Consider the following 17,652-nt stretch of genomic DNA (forward strand, 5'->3'; position numbering starts at 1 on the left):
AATGACGCCTTCACGCACCATGTGTTTGGCTGAAACGAAACTCAACTCCGCTCGACGGCCGGACCGGCCATTGCGGAAATGCCGGTGCCATTGTGTATACGCTCCGCCTTGGCGCCGGATCGTTGCTCCGGGACCAGCGCTGGAACAGGATCGGGCAGCCGCTCTAGCCGCAGCGAATTCACCACCACGAGGATGCTCGAGCCGGCCATGACCGCCGCCGCAAGGATTGGCTGCAGAAGTCCGAATGTTGCGAACGTCAGCGCGACAAGGTTGTAGCCGAACGCCCACATAAGGTTGGTCAAGATGGTCCTGCGGACCGCGCGGGCCACGTCGACGATCCAGGGCAGCATCCACAATCCATCCGCAGGCAGCACGAGCGCCGCAGTCTCGCGGGCGAGATCGGTGGCGGAGCCGACGGCGATACCGACATCTGCGGCGGCCAATACCGGGCCGTCATTCAGTCCATCGCCGACCATCGCCACCGAACCGTGGTCATGGCGGAGCCGATCCAGGGCCAGCCGTTTGGCCTCCGGCGAAAGGCCCGCTTTGACGTCCTTGATCCCAACCAGGGCCGCGATCCGCTCCGCCGCTTGCGCCAAGTCGCCGGTCAACAGTGTGGCGTCGAGCCCGCGCTCACGCAGGGCCGCGATCGCGCCCTGCGCCTCTGGAAGCGGTGAGTCATCGAGCGACAGCACGGCTTGAACCCGCTCGCCCCAACCGACATAGACCACCGAATGACCGCTCGCCTCCAGCGTTCGCGCACGCTCGGTCAGGAACGGGGAAAGCGGCCAGCCCAGATCATTCATCAACCTGCCGTTCCCTACCGCCACGGGCCGGCCTTCGGCGCTGCCGCGGATGCCACGGCCGGGAATCGTCCGAACATCGCGGGTGACGAGCGGCGTGATGTCCCGCTGAGCGGCGCCTGCGGCGATAGCCCGCGCCAGACCATGCTCGGAAAGCCGCTCCAGACCGGCGGCCCGCGCCAGTACTTCGTCGATGCCGACCTCCTCGCGGTCGACGCCGACGAGACGCGCTTTGCCCGCAGTCAGAGTGCCGGTCTTGTCGAAGGCGAGTAACCGTACACGCGCGAGAGTCTCGAGCACGCCGGGGTCGCGGACGAGGCAGCCGTGCCGCGCGAGCCGGCCGATGCCGAGAGAAGTCGCCATCGGAGCAGCGAGGCCGACGGCACAAGGACAGGCAACCACCAGTACCGAGAGGCCAATCAGCAACGCCCTATCGAACGGCAATGACTGCGCCCAGTAAACGATCGTTAGACCGCCGAGGGCGAGGACCAGCGGCACGGACACGCCCACGGCGCGGTCTGCAACGCGCTGGGTTGAACTGCGACGGCCCAGCGCTTCGCGCACCGACCGGCAAATCCGCGCCCAGCGGGTTGCGGTTCCGTCACCGCTGCTTTGTATCAGGAGCGGGCCGTCGATATTGATGCTACCGGCAATCACCTTGGAGCCGGCGCCCTTTGTCACTTGCCGGCTTTCTCCGGTAATCACGGCTTCATCGGTGTTCGATTCCCCCTCGACAACCACACCGTCGACCGGAATGCGCTCGCCTGGCCGGACCCGCACCAGCATGCCGGCCGACACCTCCCGCACCGGACGGCGGATCTCTGCCGCGCCATGGACCACGGTCGCGCTCTCGCTTTCTGCGGCCAGAAGAGGTTCGAGGTCGCGCGCCGCCCTTGCGCGGCCAACAGCCTCGAGATAGCGGCCAACGGTGAATAGCATCAGCACCATCACGGCGGTGTCGAAATAGACATGCGTGCTGCCCTCGAACACGGCCAATGCCGAATAGAGGTACGCGGCAGCGACGCCAAGCACGATGAGTGCCGACGACGTCACTCGTCCCTGAATGCCATTGAGCCACATTTCGCGCAGATAAGGTCCGCCGAGAATCACGACCGCCGGCGTCGCGAAGATCCAGAGCAAAAAGTGAACCCACGGCAGCACGCCCGCATCGACCCCGGTGAACGCGTCCGAATAGAGGAGGAGGCTGAACATCATGATATTCATGGAGAGAAAGCCTCCCACGCCGAGCTGGATCAGAAGCCAGGCGGCTTCCCACTCTTCGTGTCTGCCGCTCTTCACCTGAAAGGCGATGCAGCAGCCGTAGCAGCAGAACGCGCAAGCCTCGCCGTTGAGCCTGCGCTCCATCGGGCGCAGGCCGACGGGCAGTGAACAGTGGCTACAGAGTATGTCGTCATGCGCAGTCATGCGGGATGTCCGTTCAGCCAGGCAAGGCCGATATGCGCGTGAGAAGGCAGGAGACCACGGCCGAGCGTGATGAGACCGAGCAAGAGAATAAAGCCACCGGCCAGCCGCACGCCGCGCCGCCGCGAGGCTGGCCCGAGTATCCGGCCAACGCCACCCATCATCAACATAGCGGGGAAGGTTCCCAGTCCGAACCATGCCATGACGAGGAACCCGGGAAGCGCTCCGGCGGTGCTCGCCGCCTGGGCGGCGAAGGCATAGACCAGGGGACATGGCAGGAAGCCGTTGAAAACGCCAAAGGCGAGCGGTGCGGCGCTGCTCCGGGCCGTCAACAGACCGCGCAGGGACAATGCAAATGTACTGCCGCCAAATCCGATCGCGAGGCGATGAAAGACCTGCAACAAGCCGAAGAACTGCAACGCCATGGCAATCATGAGCAGGCCAGCGACGATCGCGAGAATTCGTTGGCCGATGTCGAGGGTGCCGTTCAAGAGCGGCACCGCCGTTAGACCTTGCGTGGTGCAGATGACCTGACCTATCGCACCCGCGAGCCCGCCCAGAAAGCAATAGGTTGTCAACCGGCCGGTATTATAGAGCAGGTGGCGAAGGACGGTTGCGCCTCCGCCTCGCTGATCGCGGCCCAGCGCGCAGGCAAAGCCGCCGCACATGCCGATGCAATGAAAGCTACCTGCAAATCCAGCGGCGAAGATCATGAGGTAGTAGATCATTGGCGTTTTCGCTGCGCCGCTATAGCCGCACAAGATAGAAAAGATAGATGATAAAGCCGACGGTGCAGCCGCCATAGATGAGGAAGCCGAGCATCTGCGGCAAGCCGGCGTCAGCGAGCTTGAAGACGGTGTCCTGTAGCATCCACGCCTCCTATGTCAGCCGAAATAAAGACGAAGCACGTTTATCGCCACCTCGAAGGTCAGGAAAAGGAGGTTCAATGCGGCGACCCCAAGGAGAATTTTTGCTATCAACATCTCCATCATTCCTGCCTTACCGGCCCTTGCGACAGTCTTCTTAGAACAGACGGCCGGGGCCGAGCCCGCCCCAATAAACATACATGTAATACAGCCCCCAGGCGAACAGCAGCACGTAGACGACGAGAAGCCATAGCGGAATGAATCCCACACGCGCCTGTATCAGGCCGCCGGCATAGTCCTCCAGTTCAGGGTGCGAGCTTTGACGCACATCCAGTTCCGGATGCCTCGGGCTCTCCGGATCGCTGCTCTGCAGATCGCTCATTTTCCATTTCCCTTTCAAAAAACCCATTGGCGGCTTTGTCGGTGCCGCTCAACGCGCCGGATAGGACGCCCCAGATGAACAAGAACAGGGCCGCCAGGCTCATAAGCATGGCGCCCACATAGGGTCCGGTGACTTCAAAACCGAGCATGCGCTAACCTCCAGCGGGTGCCTGTTTCTCGCCAGGCGGAGCTGGCGGGCCGGACGCCGGCACCGACGGATCGGGCACATAGGCTCGCTCAGGCTTGTCCGCGACCAGTTCCAGATTGTTCAGCGCCGCGCGGGCCTCCTTCGTGATCGAGAGCGGCTGCAGCGAGAGCGGGTCTTTATAGGCGGAAAGCGCCACCACGAAATAGGAAAGCGCCCACCGGTCCTCATCCGGAAACGCATTCCGATAGGACGGCATCGGCGTGCCGCTGAGGCCGGTAGTTATCGTCCGGAAGATGTCCTCGACGGCCGGGCCAGACTTGAACTGGCCGCTGGTGAGGTCGGCCGGCACCATCGGGAAGCCGAGGTCATCCTTGAGGCCGGCGGCTTTCTCGCCATCGCCCTTGCCCCCTTGGCCGTGGCACTCCCAGCACTTCGCCGCCTGCCAAACCTCCTTGCCACGGTCCAGCATCGTCTGGGACGGGGTCGGCGGGCGCCCGATATATAACGGTGGGCCAGGCGGTTCCTCGACGAAGAAAGCGTAAGGAGCGGCGGGATCGGAACGGTCAACCGCGAGCTCATACTTGATGTACTGGATCACCGCCAGCCGATCGTTGAGCGGCAGTTCGTACCAAGGGGGCATTGCTGTGCCGCGGATGCCGCGAGTAATGGTGCGCAGCATGTCGCCGTCCGTGGGCAGGGGCTCCTTTGTCAACCTGAACTTGAAGACTGCGGACGTGAAGTCCCTGGGCCGCTGGTTGAACATAAAGGTGGCGGCCGGCCCGTTGCCGTCGCCTTTGACACCGTGGCAACCGATGCAGCGGCGCTCATAGACTTCCTTGCCGTAAGCAATCCATTCCTCCGAGCGCGGCATAGTCGCATCCATGACCTCCAGGCTTTGCGGCTCGAAGAGATCGCGCCATTTACCCCGGTTCGTGCCGAGCTTCTGGACGTAGGAAACGAGCGCCGCCAACGCTTCCGTTTCCGCCGCGATGCTGACGGTTTCTCCTGTGTATTCGTCGTTCGGTGTCAGGATGATCGGCTTTCTTTCGCGCGCCTCCAGCGGCACGAACAGCAACCCGTCCGCATTCGGCGTCAACTGGATCGCTCGTTGGCTGTCGAAGTCGAACAGGCCTTCGGTGACCTCTGTCCTTTCCACGGTCCGATTGCCAGCGCCGTCGTTAACGATACGGACAGCTGCATCGGGCTCGTGGAAGAGGCCGCGATACGGCGCCATTATAGAGTCCGGCACGAGCATTCGCGGATCGTAGAAGTGCGCCAGGTGCCATTCGTCGCTGTATTTCAGGCCGACGCGCGTCAGGTCCGGTCCGATCCGGCGTGTGCCGAACAGGTGGGGCACGTCATAGGCGTATTCGCCCGCCTCGCTAACCGGTCCCCAGCGGCGGATCTCGCCGGTCACTGGCCGCACGAATTGCGAATGACAGTACCAGCAGCCCTCGCGCAGGTAAATGTTGCGGCCGCGAAGCTGCTGCTCGGTGTAGTCTGTCGCCTCTGAAACCATCCATTTCAGCTGGCCGAAATCCGTGCGCACCACCGAGGTCACGCGCGTAGTTCGCGAGGATGGCTCCACGAAGGGCAGCACGCCCTGCGTGATCACCGCGAGGGTGATGCAGAAGACGCCGGCGAAAAGCGCGAAGAAGCGAACGTTCACCGCTCGAGCCCTCCCGCCGGGGACGGGATAGGGGCTCCCACCGGCCCGCGGACGCGTCGCGCCTCAGCCGCCGGGCTAGTCAGCGCGGTCAGCATCAGATTCACCACCAGCAGCGACATGCCGATATCCATGCTGATACCTGACAGGGTCCGCGCCAGCCAATAGGGCTTCACCCAGACGAGCGAGTCGAGCCATTCGACCCCATTCATCCATTGATAACCCTGCTGCAGCCCGCCCGCTGTGAGGACCAGGCCCATGGTCGCGATCCCGACGGTGATCAGCCAGAACGACCAGTTGCCAAGTTTGAAGGACCAGAGTTCGCGCCCGAACAGCCGCGGCCAAGTATAGACGAGGCCCCCCATCGCCCAGACGACGAAGGTGCCGAACACGGTGAGGTGCGAATGCGAGATGACGAAATCGGTGAAATGGGTCGGCTGCTGCAGCTGCCGCAGCGCCTCGGTCGAACCTTGGAAGCAGCCGACGAGATACATGAGCGAGCCCATGATCAGGAACTTCGCCGGCAGGTTCCTGCCGAACTCATGCCACTTGCCCATCATGGTGCCGAAGAAGTTCACCAGCACCGTCCACACCGGAATGATCAGCAGCATCGACGTGACGACGGCCAAGGTCTCGGCCCAGTCGGCGATCGGACTGTAGAGGTAATGGTGGATGCCGACGAACGGGTAGAACAATGCCAGGGACCAGAAGCCTACCAGCGAGAGCTTGTGGGCATAGAGCGGATTTCGCGCGCTGACCGGCAGGAAATAGTAGATGATCACGTAGCCTGCGGGCGTTAGCCACAGCCCGACGATGTAGTGGAGGTAGAGGCCATGGAAGGCGGCGCTGTTGATGCCCGAGATCGTGTATGGCAGGATGAAGCTTCCAAGCACGAAGTTCATCGTCGTCCACACGAAAGTGGCGATCAGGTACCATAGCGCGACATAGATTGCCGGCTCGAGCCGTCGACTGATCGTGATCAGGAACTGCGCGGTAGCAATAGCCACCACGATGAAGAATGCGACTTTCGCGTAGAGCGGAAGCTCTCCGGCTTCCAAACCGTCACTGTCGCCGATCAGCAAGCCGACCAAACCGGCAAGTGTTGCGATGTTCCAGACCCATGCAAGAAGAACCGACCACTCCGACCATATTACCCGCACCCCCGACAGACGCGGTACAAGATAGTAGCAAAGGCCGATGAAAAGCGTCGAGAAGGCGCCGAAGATGACTCCGTTGACGTGGACCGGGCGCAGCCGGCCGAAGGTGAGCTCGAGGTTCCCAGATCCGAGATAGTCGGGATAGTTGAAGGTGCTCGAGATCAAAACGCCGACGGATGGCGTCACCATGAGCCAGAACATGCCAAAATAAAGCCAGGTCCGCACGACCCGGTTGTCGACCAGCGCATCCAGGTCCACATTCGCGAAGTTGCCGCGCAGTTCCATCCCAGTCTCTGCCAACGCATAGACCTCCCCGCGCGGTTCCTGGGCCGCACGACTGCTTCAACCCCACCGATGGTCGACTCGCGACGCGCTCCCTGCAGCCGGTGCCCGGTCTATCGACTAGACTAGTATTTACGTGGCACCAACACCGAGCCGGTGTTCGAACAGGTGATGTACGCCTCGGGCGCCATCATCGCCTCCGATTGGGGATCGATCTTCTCGCCCTGGTTCGGCTTCTCGATGCACCAATAACCCGCTCATCGTCATAGAAGCCACCTCATGAGGACGAGGGGCAACTTTTAAAAATAGAGCTAAAACAGTACCATGTCTAGCCACGGCGGAGATCGCGATTATGCAGTTGAGCGATGCGCCGAAAGTTGTCATCCGGAAGGAGGCGGCCATGCAAAGACATACAAAGGAAGCTTCGGAGCTTAAGGAATTGATCCTCGCGGATCTTCATAAGGAGCCGGGATGCGAGTACGTCACAGATTTTGTGATTCAGCGGCTCGAAACGAGGGAGAACGGGGCAAACTGGACTGTCAAATATCTGGATACTAATCAAGATAAGGTCTGCGAGACAATTCTCATTAATATTGCGCGAATGTTGCAGCTCAGCTTCGACCTTCCCGAACGCCGGTCGTGAGAACGATGAGCGGGATCGGCGCGCATCGCACTTCCAGGATGGCTGGACCCACAGCGTTGCAACACCGACAAACCTGGGCGTCGTGATTGATCAGCTCGCGGCAGCTCTGTTCGATGTCTGGAAGCGGCTCGGGCTGCTACGGGACAATCTCGCCTGCGCGGTTGATTAAAGCTTGCCCGTCGCCGGACGTTCCTTGGACATTAAGTCTTAAGGATCAAGGAAGGCTGCCAAGGAAATCATGTTCTCGTTTGGCGCTAGCAACAGAATGGTGCGCGGCATTGACATCCTGGCGAATGCGGTGCGCTAGAAATCAATGTCGAGATTGTCCTCGTGATCGTGATGGCCGGGAAGCTCGGGCGGCGGCGGTCCAGGCACCTCGGCCACCATGGCCTCAGTCATAATCATTAGACCGGCCATTGAGGCGGCACCCTGAAGCGCTGTGCGCACGACCTTGGCGGGATCGACGATGCCCGCCTCCAACAGATCGCGAAACGTTCCGGTTTGCGCATCGTAGCCCCAGCCGTAGTCGTCCCTTTGGAGAATTTGGGCGGCGACGAGCGAGCCATCCACGCCCGCATTAGACGCAATCTGTTTCGCCGGCCAGGTTATCGCTTCCTTGACGACGTTGATGCCGGCCTGCTGGTCGAGGGTCTCAGCCTTCAAAGTCCGGATTGCACTGCTTGCGCGCAAGAGAGCGATGCCGCCCCCGGGCAGAATACCCTCCTCTACGGCGGCTCGAGTGGCATGCATGGCGTTGCGGATACGGTCCTTCTTCTCCCTAACCTCCGACTCGGTCGCGCCGCCAACCCGGATCACGGCAATCCCGGCGGAGAGCCGCGCCAGCCGCTCCTGAAGCTTTTCCCGATCAAAGTCGGATGTGGACAGGTCAAGCTGCGCCTTGATCGCAGCGATCCGCCCAGCGATGTCCGCGCTTGACCCGCCTCCTTCCGCGATTGTGGTATTCTGTTTGTCGACTCTAATCTTCCGGGCACGTCCGAGACGGTCGAGCGATATGCTCTCGAGCTTAAGACCTAGATCCTCCGAGATAACCGTTCCGCCGGTGAGCAGTGCAATGTCTTGCATGATCGCCTCGCGGAGCTCGCCGTAGGCCGGCGCCTTGACAGCAGCCACTTTGAGGCCGCCACGCAGCCTGTTGATAACAAGCGCCGCCCTGACTTCAGCCTCGATGTCTTCGGCGATGATGAGAAGTGGCTTGTCAGCCTGTACGACCTTTTCCAAAAGCGGCAAAATTTCGCTAAGGCTAGACAGCTTCTTCTCGCAAACGAGGATAAGTGCCTCTTCCATTTCCACCCGCATTTTGTCTCGATTGGTGACGAAATAGGGAGAGATATAGCTGCGGTCGAACTGAATGCCGGTGATGACTTCGCTTTCGGTTTCGAGCGATCTCCCTTCCTCGATCATGATCACGCCGGCGTTGCCGACCTCCGCCATAGCCTCGGCGATGATGTGGCCGATCTCTCGATCTCCATTGGCCGAAATCGTAGCGACCTGCGTGATCTCGACATTTGAAGCGACAGCTCTTGCATTCTGTTTCAACTCCGCGACGACCGCCTCGACCGCACGATCGATCCCGCGCTTCAGGTCCATCGGGTTCATGCCGGCAGTGACCGCCCGGACACCGCCCCTGAGGATTGCGTCGGCGAGGACCACCGCTGTCGTCGTTCCGTCGCCCGCCTGATACGAGGTTTTGATGGCGACCTGCCTGAGCAACTGAACGCCCATGTCCTCGAATCGGTCCTCGAGTTCGATTTCCCTCGCGACCGTCACACCGTCCTTGGTGATTTTCGTGCCAAAGGATCGATTGATGGCTACGTTTCGCCCGCGCGGCCCAAGCGTGACAGCGACAGCACGCGCGAGCGTGTCGATGCCATGCAGCATGCTGTCGCGCGCCCGGAAAGCGAGCCTGATCTCCTTGGCCGTCATGTCTCCCTCCCTTTCTTGCGTCGCGCATCTGAGCGGATGACCAAAGGACGCAACGACGCTTTTTGATTGGCGCGGTCTTTTTAGGGCAACGCGGTACCTCTTCTTTCCGCCGCAGAGGCGGTACTTTCGCGTGGCAGCCCGAGTTCATCCCAAACCTTGCTGAGCGCGGCCACAAGTTGGCAGATCATGATGTCGTCATGGCACGGAGAGGGCGTGATGCGCAGCCGCTCGGTTCCCTTCGCCACGGTAGGATAGTTGATCGGCTGAATGTAGATGCGATGCCCGGCGAGCAGCATGTCGCTCGCCGACTTGCACTTGGCGGGATCGCCGACCCGCACTGGAACGATGTGACTGCCACTGGCCATGACCGGCAGCCTCGCCCCGATTAGCTCTGCCTTTACCCGCTGAACGCGGTCCTGATGAGCGCGTCGCTCAGAGTGCGACACCTTCAGATGGCGGATCGCGGCGGTGGCCGCGGCACAAATTGGTGGAGGTAAAGCCGTGGTGAAGATGAACCCCGGCGCGTAGGAGCGAACCGCATCGATGAGCGTGGCGGTTCCCGTTATGTAGCCACCAAGACAGCCGAACGCCTTGGCAAGCGTTCCTTCGATAACATCGATCCGCTGCATGACGCGGTCTCGTTCAGCGATGCCGCCACCGCGCGGGCCGTACATGCCGACGGCATGGACCTCATCGAGGTAAGTCATGGCCCCGTAACATTCGGCAAGATCGCAGATGCGGCGAATCGGAGCGATGTCGCCATCCATCGAATAGAGGCTTTCGAAAACGATCAATTTCGGCCGCACCCGCCCGGCCGCTCTCAGCAATTCCTCGAGATGGCAGAGATCACTGTGACGGAAGATCCGCTTTTCGCATCCAGACTGTCGTATACCCTCGATCATCGAATTATGATTGAGCGCATCCGAGAGGATGACACAATCGGGGACCAGCTTCGCAATCGTGGATATCCCTGTCTGGTTTGAGATATATCCTGAGGTGAAAACCAGCGCCGCTTCCTTGTGATGAAGATCCGCGAGTTCGATCTCCAGCTCGACCAGCGGATGACTGGTTCCGGATATATTGCGCGTGCCCCCCGCGCCTGTTCCCAGACGCTTCGCTGTTTCAGTCATGGCGCCGATCACACTCGGGTGTTGCCCCATGCCCAGATAGTCGTTGGAACACCAGATAACGACTTCCTTCGACCCGCCCGATCCGTGCCAGATTGCGCGCGGAAAATTCCCGGCGATCCGTTCGAGGTCTGCGAAGACACGATACCGATGCTCGGCATGGAGCTGGGCCGTCGCGTCGGCGAAGAACCGATCGTATCGAGCTGTCACGAACCTTTGAGCGCGAGACAAGCTTTCAGACATGGCCTCCTTGTCTCCGAGTTGCAACCGTTCGACGATTCACTCGCGATGCTTCGTCATCACTTGCCGCAGCATATCGGCCATGGAATCACCGGACATACCGGCCCGCAAGCCGCGAACGAACTTGCCCTGAGGGTCCATGACATAGATGTATGTGCTGTGGTCAACGATATAATCGGCGCCTGTTTCCAGCAGATGGTGGTCGCTGTAAGCGCCATATTTCTGCGCCACCGCGGCGATCTGCTCCCCGCTTCCGCTCAATCCCAGGATCCGCCGGTCGATGGCGCCGGTATATTGCCCCATGACAGCGGGCGTATCGCATTCGGGATCGACTGTGATGAAGATTGGCTGCACCTTCGCTGCCTCGGGGCCAAGTCTGTCGAGAGCGATGGCAATCTCGCTCAGCGTCGTTGGACAAAGACTCGGACACGAGGTGTAACCGAAGAAGACCAGCATCCATCTGCCGCGGAACTTCGCGTCGGTCACCACGGCGCCACCCGGTTCGATGAGGCTGAACGGTCCGCCCACGGTCACCGGCGACGCTGCGAATCCAGGCACGGTGCTTACGAATACCGCAGCCGAAAACAATCCATGGAAGACCGCGCGTCGGCAAGTCGAAGCCCAAAGCAGGCCGTTCCGCCTCTCCATGTCGTGCCTCCTCATCGCAGGCCAACATCCTTTGCTGCACGCGTTCAGCGGCCATGCCAACCGGATGCCTGGCGAGGCCGAAGAACTGCTCCGATAGCTCAGCCTTGCAATGGATACGAAGAGATATGACGCGGCCGGGAGCTTCCCGCTGGCGTCTATCTATATTCGTCGCCAGCCCTGCCAAAATCGCGATTTCGCCTTGATATTAGAATCATTCTGAAGGAAAATACAATGTTTCCTTCAAGGCGAGGGAGGCTTGCTGTGGCAAAGCACCGCTTCTTGTCTAAGTTTCTTGGAACCGCTGCGGTTATGATGATCGCACCGCCGGCTCTATCCTATGAGGTAAGCGCCGTGACCGGAGGCGGGTCGATTGAAGGCGTCATCGTCTATCGCGGCGACGTTCCGACGACCAAAATCATACCGACGAAAGATGTTGAGGTTTGCGGGCAACCGCGGGACGAACCGCTAATCCGCGTTGGCGCCGATCAGGCGGTCGAAAGCGCGGTTGTATATCTGGTCGACGTCGCATCGGGAAAGGAATGGCCGGCACCCGGCAAGACGCCCGAGCTAAACAACCTGAAATGCCGGTTTGAACCCCAGGTGCAGGTGATCGCGGCAGGCCCGCTCGATGTGATCAACTCGGACCCGGTGCTTCACAACACGCACGGCTTTTACGGCAAGCGCACCGCCTTTAACCTGGCCCTGCCGAACAAAGGCCAGCGCATACCGGTAGAATTGCCGCGGCCGGGCACCGTCCGTATCGACTGCGACGCACATGGTTGGATGGAAGGCTGGATTTACGTGGTGGACAATCCCTACTACGCGGTCACCGGCGCTGACGGCAAGTTTTCCATCACTGACATCCCGCCGGGCGACTACAAGCTCGTGGCAGTGCAGCCCTTTATCGGACCCATAGAAATGCCCGTTAAAGTCGAGGGCGGGAAAGCCACCAAGTTCGACATCGAGCTCAAGAAGAAGTAGCATAGTAACGTGTCGGCGTGAGAGACGTAAAATAAAGAACAAGAAAAGCACTGACTGGCTTACATGCCATGTCTGCCTCTGAGCCGAGTTCTTCTTTCGGCCTAAGAGGAGGATTCGTCATGTCTGACGAGCTTGATCGCATTCGCCGCGAAATGCATTCGGTACTGCAACCCGAAGGGGTTCGGCCCGATGACTCGCTGAAAATTACCCGCCGCACCTTTATCCACGGATCCCTGATCTTCGGCGCGGCAACTGTCGGTCAGGCCTTCGCCTGGTGGCCGCTGCTCAACACGCTCGATATTGCTCACGCGGCCGAGACGCCCTTCAAGTTTGCCTGGATATCCGACACCCATCTCTATCCAAGATCCCTGAACACACGCTTCGTAGACAAGGTGGTGCGTGCGGCCCAAGAAGTCCAGGCGATGGATCCGCCGGCCGATTTCCTGATTTTCGGTGGTGACCTGGCCCAACTTGGAAAGATAGAAGAGCTGGAACTCGGCGTCGACCTGCTGAAGGAGATCAAGATCCCGAAACATTACATCCCCGGCGAGCACGACTGGTACCTCGACATGGGCAAGAAATGGGGCGAGCTGTTTGGCCAGCCCAACTGGACCTTCGACCATAAGGGTGTGCGCTTCATTGGCCTCGACACCGTCAGCCGCGGACCGGACTATTGGACGGCCAAGAACATGACGCCCGAAGAGCGGATGGGGCATATGGCCACACTCGACGGCACCGTCGCCGGACCATGGGCGGGCGTCGGCCGGGATCAGCTCGACTGGATGGAAAAGACCCTCGCCGACTGGGACAAGCAGCGCCCCGTCGTGATCTTCAGCCACAACCCCCTTTACGAGTACTATCCGCCGTGGAATTTCTGGGTGCGTGACTGGCGCGAAGTCCATGAGGTGCTGAAACCGTATGCCAAGGTCACGAACATTCACGGTCACGTGCACCAGGTCCTCTACAACGAGATCGGGACGTTGCGTTCGATTGGGATGTTGGCAACGTCCTGGCCGTGGCCCTATGCCCCGGAAGGTTTGCCGAAGCTCACCAAGCCGATGATCCGTGTCGACCCCGGCGATCCCTATGATGGAGTCGGCTGGAGCAAGATCGATGTGGCGGCCAACGACCAGTTGGAAACGGAATATATCATGTGGGGGCGCAAGGAAGTCTTCGTGCAATCCCCGGAAGACCATGACAAGCATGTTTCTGAGGTTATTCGCCCAAGGATCGCCGACAACATGTGGCCATATCGTTAGCGGAGGAAGGGTCATGACAACCCATTCGAAAATCCGCTGTTCACTGCGGCGCTTCCCCTTGATTGGGGGAATTGCCATTGCCGCCGTTTTCGCGGGACCGACCAGCGCCCATAAAGATCCGGTAAAGCAGGAGCAGTTGAAGCTCTACCAGGAAGTGTTCATGGAAGAGGTCAGGAAGGGTGACCTTCTCTTCCATGGCGACCAAAAGATGGCCGAGCAGCTAGGTGTTGCCGACGACCTCTCGAAAACTGGCATGGCCTGCGCGATGTGTCATCCCATGGCGTCCGACACACACCCCCAATCCTTCCCGAAGTTCCAAGCGCAGATCGCTAAGTTCGCTACCCTCCGCGACATGATCAACTGGTGCATCGAGAAGCCGAACCAGGGCGTGAAGATCGATCCGGAATCCGAGGCAATGAAGGCGCTCGAAGCCTACATCACGTGGTCCAACACCGGTTCGGTGCTGCAGCCGGGCAAGTTTTAAGGCGGCCGCTGTCCGCATGAGCGCTACGGCCATCCTTGCGTGAACCCGAACTGGCGCGGGCAAGGGAGGCATGTTTTGTGACCTTGCCCCCAAGTTTTATCCAGTTTTGAGTTCGCTCCAGCGGTTTTGGGTTGCTGTATTCGGGGCGGTAGCGGCGGGTTGCGGTGCGGAGCCATTCCGGCTGCGCAGCACCGCATCACGTCGCGGGTTGATTGTCTGAGCGAACTCGGCCGGTGTCATCCAGCCAAGTCCAGAGTGTGGTCGATGATCGTTGTAATCGCTGCGCCAGTTTGAAAGCGCGGATCGAGCATGGGTCAGTGACGAGAAGAGAGTTTCATTCAGGAGCTCGTCTCGCAGCCGCCCATTGAAGCTTTCGATGAAGGCGTTCTGTATCGGCTTGCCCGGCGCAATATAATGCCAGTCCACTTTGGCCCCGTCCGTCCATTGCAGGATCGCGTTGCTGGTGAACTCGCTGCCATTGTCGCTGACGATCATCTTCGGCTTGCCGCGCCCCTCGATGATCCGGTCAAGCTCACGGGCAACCCGCAGGCCGGAAAGCGACGTATCGGCGACGAGGCCCAAGCATTCCCTGGTGCAATCGTCGACGACCGTCAAAATTCGGAACCGGCGTCCATCGGTGAGTTGATCCGACACGAAGTCCAGTGACCAGCGATCATTGGCGGCAAGCGGGATCAGCATCGGTGCGCGTGTGCCGATCGCTCGCTTGCGGCCACCACGTTTGCGCACTGTCAGCTTCTCTTCCCGATAGAGCCGGAAGAGCCGCTTATGGTTCACAAGGTGACCCTCACGCCTGAGCAGCACATGAAGGCGTCGATATCCAAAGCGGCGACGTTCATGCGCCAGCGCCTTCATCCGCTCGCGAAGGTCATGGTCATCGCTGCGCCTGGTTTCGTAACGGATCGTCATCCGGCAAAAGCCGATGGCTTTACACGCCCGCCGTTCACTCATCTGGTGGCGATCCATCAGATGAGCGACAGCGTTCCGCCTTGCTGCGGGCGTCACCACTTCTTTCCCAAAAGGTCTTTTAAAGCGGCATTGTCGAGCATGGCGTCTGCCAGAAGCCGCTTCAGTTTCGTGTTCTCGTCCTCAAGCGTCTTCAGCCGCTTGGCCTCAGACACGTCCATCCCGCCGAACTTGGCCTTCCACTTGTAGATGCTGGCATCGCTGACACCGTGCTTGCGGCAGAGCTCCGAGACCGGCGTGCCCGCTTCATGCTCCTTCAGAATGCCGATGATCTGTTCGTCCGTAAAACGGTTGCGTTTCATTCCCTGGTCCTCTCAATGGGCCAGAGCTTACTTCAAAATGGACTATTTCAACGGGGCAAGGTCATTTGGCAAAGACTGCACTCGTCTTCCCGAAGGGGGGATGATGCCTTGGATCGACGTCGCCCGCACGGTTCGCCGGACCGTTCTCACCAATCTCCACTGGGCCTGGCTACAATCTCATCGCATTGACGCCGCGCATTGACGCCGCGTCCATCCGATTTCTGAAGCCGATTCTCGCGGCGGCCGTCATGTCGGATCGAGCGTTCGTCGTTATGCATTCGATGGGCTCCAGCGCCTGCCGGACCCGGATCCATCACGCTGGTCGCCAGACCCAGTTATTTCTTCAGGAACCTCCGCCGAACACGTCCGCAGTGAAGGCGGAATACCAGCCCACGGCGTGATGGGCGGTGCGGCGGCGGACCTCAGCGCTCTCGCCCACCTTGCTGATGAACATTCTTACGGTTTTTATTCTTCCGCCCTCGGGTACGAAGGTGAGGGCATTGGTGAAAGCGTCGTGGGGCGCCAGAAACGTGTAGCACGAGTTGAACAGGTGCGGCGGAAACTGACGCGAGCCCGTGAGGGAAGCCGCAATGGCAAAAGCGCATGCTTTGGCCTGGCTGTTGGCAGAGAAGGCAGACTTCGGCATGTCGCCGCCGATAATCGAGTCGCCTACAACGTGGATGCCGGGCTGCAACGTCGACTCGAACGTCACAGGATCGACTGGGCACCAGCCGGATGCGTCAGTGAGACCTGCCTTCTCGCCGATGAGCCCCGCCTTTTGGGCTGGAATAATATTGGCGACCGCCGCCCTGAACGTCTCGCCTTCTGTCACCACCGATCGCGCCGCAACATCTACGGCTTTGATTGCCCCGATGAACTGAGACGGTAGCCATTCAATCATGCCCGGATAGTGGCGCGACCACGCATCCTGAAACAGTTCCTGACCTGAAAACTTATCCTTCGCGTCGAGAATGAGTATCTTCGATTTGGGTTTGAACTGCTTGAAATAGTAAGCGACCAGCGAGGCCCGCTCATATGGGGCCGGCGGGCAGCGGAACGGGTTTGGAGGCGCAGCGATAACGAACACACCGCCGTCGTCCATGCTTTTGAGTTGTCGGCGCAGCAGTTCACTCTGGGGTCCGGCAATCCAGGCATGCGGCATGATCTTTGCCGCTGCCTCATCATAGCCCTCGATCTCGCCGAACTTGAAGGCGATCCCCGGTGCGACGACGAGGCGGTCATAGGAGAGCTTTGTGCCGCCGCGAAGTTCGACAGCCCTTCCTGCAGGATCGATAGCCACCGCGCTGTCGCGGATGATCGTTATGCCGTGGCCTTCGGCCAGCATCTCCAGGCCGAAAGTCAGGGAGGCGAGCGAGCGAAGACCGGCAAGATAGAGGTTGCTGGAGAAGCAAGTGACGTGGGTGGAGTTCGGTTCGACCAGTGTGACGTCAATTGACTTCATGTCGCCGAGGTATCGGGCAACCGTTGCGCCGCCGATGCCGCCGCCGATCACTACAACTTTAGCCCGCCCCTGACCGCGAACAATGTGTGGCGCGGCCAGCGCCAGCAGCGCTCCTCCGATCAGGCCGCCGATCTGGCGACGCGTCCAATCCGTCACGGCTGCCTCCCGGCGTTGGCTCTGTCAGCGAGATAGCGCGCTGTTGCGGCCAGCTCGTCGTCACTGAGCGACAATGCGACCGCATGCATTACAAGACTGGGGCTTTCACTTGCACGAAAGGCGAGCATGGCTTTCACGATAGCCTGTTCGTCCAGTGCCGCAATCGGCGGGATGGCCTGCCCGCCGCCAGTTGGGTCGTGACAGGACGCGCAGGTCGCGGCAATCTGCGCGCCTTGACTAACGTCCGCAGGAGCGGAACTTTCGGGAAAAAGCAGGATCGCGGAAAGCAAAAGACCAAGCAACCACCGGATTTCGGATGCGAGACCCTTCGCACGCGAGACAAGCGCGGCCGCCCGTTCCCGCTTCATGTCAGGTGACCACTATGTCATGATACAGCGAATAGGTCGCGCCGCCGTCCTCCCGCCAGGAGAACTCAAGGCGACCGTTTTCCGTCGCGAGCAACTGGAACTCAAGGAACGGATTGGCCGAGACGGCTTCGTGCAGATCGGTACGGAAGACCTCGAGGCCGCCGTAGCGGCAGACGAACTGATTGATGATCTTCCGCGGGATCGTCTTGCCCGCGGAATCGGTGCGCAGCCCCGTCTCCATCTGGTGCTGGATGATGGCCTTGACCGTGAACACCTCGTTTTTTGGTACCGAGCCTGGAACCATCACGCGGGGTACGGGAGTGGTCACG

At 60.4% G+C, this 17,652-nt stretch carries 17 protein-coding genes; 4 read left to right on the plus strand and 13 right to left on the minus strand.

The features are described from left to right. Positions 1-41 precede the first annotated feature (41 nt). The 6 genes from USDA257_RS27585 to USDA257_RS27615 form a co-directional block, all read right to left on the minus strand. Positions 42-2,168 carry a heavy metal translocating P-type ATPase gene (locus USDA257_RS27585; protein ID WP_041414728.1) on the minus strand — a complete coding sequence of 709 codons (2,127 nt, stop codon included), beginning with the start codon at positions 2,166-2,168 and terminating at the stop codon, positions 42-44. A 56-nt stretch (positions 2,169-2,224) separates the two neighbouring features. Further along, positions 2,225-2,953, minus strand: coding sequence for a sulfite exporter TauE/SafE family protein (locus tag USDA257_RS27590; RefSeq protein ID WP_041414729.1), 729 nt, complete (start codon positions 2,951-2,953; stop codon positions 2,225-2,227). 19 nt (positions 2,954-2,972) lie between these two features. Next, the gene (locus tag USDA257_RS38465) at positions 2,973-3,095 is read right to left on the minus strand and encodes a hypothetical protein (protein ID WP_014766280.1); all 123 of its coding nucleotides are present in this window, start codon (positions 3,093-3,095) and stop codon (positions 2,973-2,975) included. Between the two features lie 153 nt (positions 3,096-3,248). Beyond that, complete coding sequence (locus USDA257_RS27605; RefSeq protein WP_014766281.1) at positions 3,249-3,473, minus strand: hypothetical protein; 225 nt, start codon at positions 3,471-3,473, stop codon at positions 3,249-3,251. A 151-nt stretch (positions 3,474-3,624) separates the two neighbouring features. Further along, positions 3,625-5,289: a cbb3-type cytochrome c oxidase subunit II gene (locus USDA257_RS27610; RefSeq protein WP_014766282.1), complete on the minus strand. Its 1,665-nt coding sequence runs from the start codon at positions 5,287-5,289 to the stop codon at positions 3,625-3,627. Next, positions 5,286-6,728 (minus strand): cbb3-type cytochrome c oxidase subunit I, encoded by a 1,443-nt coding sequence (locus tag USDA257_RS27615; RefSeq protein ID WP_041414733.1) that lies wholly within the window; start codon positions 6,726-6,728, stop codon positions 5,286-5,288. Before USDA257_RS27615 ends, USDA257_RS27610 begins: the two co-directional genes overlap by 4 nt. A 397-nt stretch (positions 6,729-7,125) precedes the next feature. On the opposite strand from USDA257_RS27615, the gene USDA257_RS27620 reads away from it, so the two are divergent. Continuing rightward, positions 7,126-7,368 (plus strand): hypothetical protein, encoded by a 243-nt coding sequence (locus USDA257_RS27620; protein ID WP_041415667.1) that lies wholly within the window; start codon positions 7,126-7,128, stop codon positions 7,366-7,368. Positions 7,369-7,671: 303 nt separating this feature from the next. Here USDA257_RS27620 and groL read toward each other — a convergent pair whose 3' ends face one another. The 3 genes from groL to USDA257_RS27635 form a co-directional block, all read right to left on the minus strand. After that, positions 7,672-9,312, minus strand: coding sequence for a chaperonin GroEL (gene groL / locus USDA257_RS27625; protein WP_014766285.1), 1,641 nt, complete (start codon positions 9,310-9,312; stop codon positions 7,672-7,674). A gap of 80 nt (positions 9,313-9,392) precedes the next feature. Next, on the minus strand, positions 9,393-10,682 hold the full coding sequence (gene hemA, locus USDA257_RS27630) for a 5-aminolevulinate synthase (RefSeq protein WP_014766286.1): 1,290 nt from the start codon (positions 10,680-10,682) through the stop codon (positions 9,393-9,395). Between the two features lie 36 nt (positions 10,683-10,718). Next, complete coding sequence (locus USDA257_RS27635; RefSeq protein WP_014766287.1) at positions 10,719-11,327, minus strand: SCO family protein; 609 nt, start codon at positions 11,325-11,327, stop codon at positions 10,719-10,721. A 261-nt stretch (positions 11,328-11,588) separates the two neighbouring features. Here USDA257_RS27635 and USDA257_RS27640 point away from each other — a divergent pair, with 261 nt between their 5' ends. The 3 genes from USDA257_RS27640 (at position 11,589) to USDA257_RS27650 (ending at position 14,051) form a co-directional block, all read left to right on the plus strand. Continuing rightward, positions 11,589-12,308: a hypothetical protein gene (locus tag USDA257_RS27640; RefSeq protein ID WP_041414734.1), complete on the plus strand. Its 720-nt coding sequence runs from the start codon at positions 11,589-11,591 to the stop codon at positions 12,306-12,308. A 119-nt stretch (positions 12,309-12,427) separates the two neighbouring features. After that, positions 12,428-13,567 (plus strand): metallophosphoesterase family protein, encoded by a 1,140-nt coding sequence (locus tag USDA257_RS27645; RefSeq protein ID WP_014766289.1) that lies wholly within the window; start codon positions 12,428-12,430, stop codon positions 13,565-13,567. A 13-nt stretch (positions 13,568-13,580) separates the two neighbouring features. Further along, positions 13,581-14,051: a c-type cytochrome gene (locus tag USDA257_RS27650; protein WP_014766290.1), complete on the plus strand. Its 471-nt coding sequence runs from the start codon at positions 13,581-13,583 to the stop codon at positions 14,049-14,051. A gap of 96 nt (positions 14,052-14,147) precedes the next feature. On the opposite strand, the gene USDA257_RS27655 is transcribed toward USDA257_RS27650, so the two are convergent. The 4 genes from USDA257_RS27655 to soxZ form a co-directional block, all read right to left on the minus strand. Next, positions 14,148-15,337 (minus strand): IS3 family transposase gene (locus USDA257_RS27655; protein ID WP_086018029.1). Its coding sequence is split into 2 segments (ribosomal slippage): positions 14,148-15,088 and positions 15,088-15,337, totalling 1,191 coding nucleotides; the frame shifts between segments, so codons are not numbered across the junction. 343 nt (positions 15,338-15,680) lie between these two features. Beyond that, positions 15,681-16,955, minus strand: a complete 1,275-nt coding sequence (locus USDA257_RS27665; protein WP_014766292.1) for an NAD(P)/FAD-dependent oxidoreductase — start codon at positions 16,953-16,955, stop codon at positions 15,681-15,683. After that, complete coding sequence (locus tag USDA257_RS27670) at positions 16,952-17,323, minus strand: c-type cytochrome (protein ID WP_014766293.1); 372 nt, start codon at positions 17,321-17,323, stop codon at positions 16,952-16,954. The genes USDA257_RS27665 and USDA257_RS27670 overlap by 4 nt, the downstream gene beginning before the upstream one ends. A gap of 1 nt (position 17,324) precedes the next feature. Beyond that, positions 17,325-17,627 (minus strand): thiosulfate oxidation carrier complex protein SoxZ, encoded by a 303-nt coding sequence (soxZ, locus tag USDA257_RS27675; RefSeq protein WP_041414738.1) that lies wholly within the window; start codon positions 17,625-17,627, stop codon positions 17,325-17,327. Positions 17,628-17,652 lie beyond the last annotated feature (25 nt).

The organism is Sinorhizobium fredii USDA 257, from assembly GCF_000265205.3.
Lineage (GTDB): Bacteria > Pseudomonadota > Alphaproteobacteria > Rhizobiales > Rhizobiaceae > Sinorhizobium > Sinorhizobium fredii_B.

What these genes read in the sequence shown, in the direction of transcription:
- USDA257_RS27585 (WP_041414728.1), bottom strand. Translation starts at nt 2,168, where the DNA reads ATGGAGCGCAGGCTCAACGGCGAGGCTTGCGCGTTCTGCTGCTACGGC.
- USDA257_RS27590 (WP_041414729.1), bottom strand. Translation starts at nt 2,953, where the DNA reads ATGATCTACTACCTCATGATCTTCGCCGCTGGATTTGCAGGTAGCTTT.
- USDA257_RS38465 (WP_014766280.1), bottom strand. Translation starts at nt 3,095, where the DNA reads ATGCTACAGGACACCGTCTTCAAGCTCGCTGACGCCGGCTTGCCGCAG.
- USDA257_RS27605 (WP_014766281.1), bottom strand. Translation starts at nt 3,473, where the DNA reads ATGAGCGATCTGCAGAGCAGCGATCCGGAGAGCCCGAGGCATCCGGAA.
- USDA257_RS27615 (WP_041414733.1), bottom strand. Translation starts at nt 6,728, where the DNA reads ATGGAACTGCGCGGCAACTTCGCGAATGTGGACCTGGATGCGCTGGTC.
- USDA257_RS27620 (WP_041415667.1), top strand. Translation starts at nt 7,126, where the DNA reads ATGCAAAGACATACAAAGGAAGCTTCGGAGCTTAAGGAATTGATCCTC.
- groL (WP_014766285.1), bottom strand. Translation starts at nt 9,312, where the DNA reads ATGACGGCCAAGGAGATCAGGCTCGCTTTCCGGGCGCGCGACAGCATG.
- hemA (WP_014766286.1), bottom strand. Translation starts at nt 10,682, where the DNA reads ATGTCTGAAAGCTTGTCTCGCGCTCAAAGGTTCGTGACAGCTCGATAC.
- USDA257_RS27635 (WP_014766287.1), bottom strand. Translation starts at nt 11,327, where the DNA reads ATGGAGAGGCGGAACGGCCTGCTTTGGGCTTCGACTTGCCGACGCGCG.
- USDA257_RS27645 (WP_014766289.1), top strand. Translation starts at nt 12,428, where the DNA reads ATGTCTGACGAGCTTGATCGCATTCGCCGCGAAATGCATTCGGTACTG.
- USDA257_RS27650 (WP_014766290.1), top strand. Translation starts at nt 13,581, where the DNA reads ATGACAACCCATTCGAAAATCCGCTGTTCACTGCGGCGCTTCCCCTTG.
- USDA257_RS27670 (WP_014766293.1), bottom strand. Translation starts at nt 17,323, where the DNA reads ATGAAGCGGGAACGGGCGGCCGCGCTTGTCTCGCGTGCGAAGGGTCTC.
- soxZ (WP_041414738.1), bottom strand. Translation starts at nt 17,627, where the DNA reads ATGGTTCCAGGCTCGGTACCAAAAAACGAGGTGTTCACGGTCAAGGCC.